Below are 1,895 nucleotides of genomic sequence, written 5' to 3' on the forward strand. Positions count from 1 at the left end.
AGCTTAAGCACCAAGGCCGCTATACTATAATAACCTAGTATTTTACTCAAGTATTTAGTTGACTAAATTACTCAGGTATTTGGCATCTCATTATTAGTGCTTTATTAGTGCTTTTAGAATTTGTAAGCGCGCTGATACAGAACGGAGTACAGGATGTTGCTGCCCTGTACCTAAAACTATAATTTTGAAGCGGTGATAGTGTTTATAGTGCTTAGACATTGCGATCATTCAGAACATCGAATAGTCATTTCTGATTGGTGGCTACATCAACATTAGGAATGGAATAAAAATGAGTAAAACAGCTCACCCTGTCATGCATGGGGCTCGCGGCACCAAGTAACTCTTGCATGATGATGGAAATGCCGGGACCGCCGTCTACCTCATATTTTCTTGCCGGCGAGGTTGCGGTAATTTGACAGAAGTCTTCTTGTGGTAGGCGCATAATCCAGGACTGGTCGGCAGCCATTTTGCGATCCAGTTTGGTCTGATATTAATAACCCAAATAATGAAGCTGATATGGAAGACTGGGCTGACTCCCATAATCCTAATAATGATAGCTACTTAGGTGATGATTAACGTATCAAATAGTGGTTAACGTCAGTTAAATTCTAAAGGTATAGTGTATAACTACACCTTTTTTTCCTTTAAAACAGTTGGTATTTCATCAAATACTGATTAGGTGAAAATCCGGATATTTTTACATGCTAGTTTTAGACTCCAAATCTTATACCTTCATTATCGTTTGAAGTTTATAAAATTGCATTTCCACGTTGATTACTGACGGTTAATTTTGATTTTGTAAACTTTCACAAACCATTTAGGTTCGCTAATGCTTGAATATGCGGTGATAATTGCCGTATATTTTCTTATATGTAAGCCCTGGGGAGCTAATGCTAAATATAAAGGCGAGAAGGCAGCTGAAGGCATTATTGCCGGTAGGAATGCTAGCAACAAAAACCTGGCTGGAAGCGCAGGGCTTGAACCTACATTTTCTGGATAATGCTGTTCGCAGTAGCACTTTAATACCGCTGACTCCAGGTGTTTATGTGCGGGAGGGAATCGTCAGTTGGCAGGGCGTTGTGGCATCTTTGCAGCGAATGACAGACACCCCCGTTCATGTTGGCGCTTTGTCAGCGCTTGAGCTGGAAGGCCTAGCGCACTATTTAGTTTGTTCAACGTCGCCTCGTATTACGTTATGTAGTGAAAAAGCACTTCCAAGGTGGCTGAATAGAATTGCAGTGGCAGCTGAATTTGAATGGCAGGGTACTCGCAGGCTTTGGGCTGAAAATGTCATGTCGGATAGCTATTTTATAAGAGAGCATAGCTGGCAAGTACCTTTACCGGCTCTTTATTATTCTTGTCCTGAAAAAGCCATGCTGGAGTTATTACTACAGGTGCCTGATGCAATCAGCTTTGAACATGCCGATCAACTGATGCAGGGGATGTACAATTTGTCGCCGCGCAAATTGGATAAGCTATTAAGGTGCTGTATAAACGTTAAAGTAAAACGACTGTTCTTTTGGCTTGCTCACCGGCACCAGCATGCCTGGCTGAAACATCTTAGTAGTGAGGATTATGCACTAGGTACAGGCAAACGCATGATTGCAAAAGGCGGCAGGTACGAGTCAACTTGGCAGATAACGGTGCCTAAGGAGATGTAATACGATTGATAAACAAAGCATTTACTATCGACAATGGAGAGTGTTTACGTAAAGGCTGGACGAAGTAATGGCAGATAATCTGACGTCTTTGTTTAATTCTTGATGAAGTTGCTATAGCAAACCAAGAGCACTCCAGAAAAAAACATTGTTTTATTATTGATGCAAGTATTGATGCGATTATTGTGATAATCTTTTACAGTGAATTGTAATTACTGGTTTTAAATAAAGATGCCT

General features: G+C 40.8%; 2 protein-coding genes. One reads left to right on the forward strand and one right to left on the reverse strand.

Features of this window, described 5'->3' with window-relative positions:
- Positions 1-244: 244 nt before the first annotated feature.
- Positions 245-466, reverse strand: coding sequence for a hypothetical protein (locus V7D78_RS14875; protein WP_333609243.1), 222 nt, complete (start codon positions 464-466; stop codon positions 245-247).
- 424 nt (positions 467-890) lie between these two features.
- On the opposite strand from V7D78_RS14875, the gene V7D78_RS14880 reads away from it, so the two are divergent.
- Positions 891-1,661 (forward strand): type IV toxin-antitoxin system AbiEi family antitoxin domain-containing protein, encoded by a 771-nt coding sequence (locus tag V7D78_RS14880; protein ID WP_333609244.1) that lies wholly within the window; start codon positions 891-893, stop codon positions 1,659-1,661.
- Positions 1,662-1,895: the final 234 nt, after the last annotated feature.

This window comes from Arsukibacterium sp. (assembly GCF_036735525.1).
In the GTDB taxonomy this organism is placed as follows: domain Bacteria; phylum Pseudomonadota; class Gammaproteobacteria; order Enterobacterales; family Alteromonadaceae; genus Alishewanella.

Bases quoted from the DNA above. Each gene is read 5' to 3' on its own strand.
- V7D78_RS14875 (WP_333609243.1), bottom strand. From the start codon at position 466: ATGGCTGCCGACCAGTCCTGGATTATGCGCCTACCACAAGAAGACTTC.
- V7D78_RS14880 (WP_333609244.1), top strand. From the start codon at position 891: ATGCTAAATATAAAGGCGAGAAGGCAGCTGAAGGCATTATTGCCGGTA.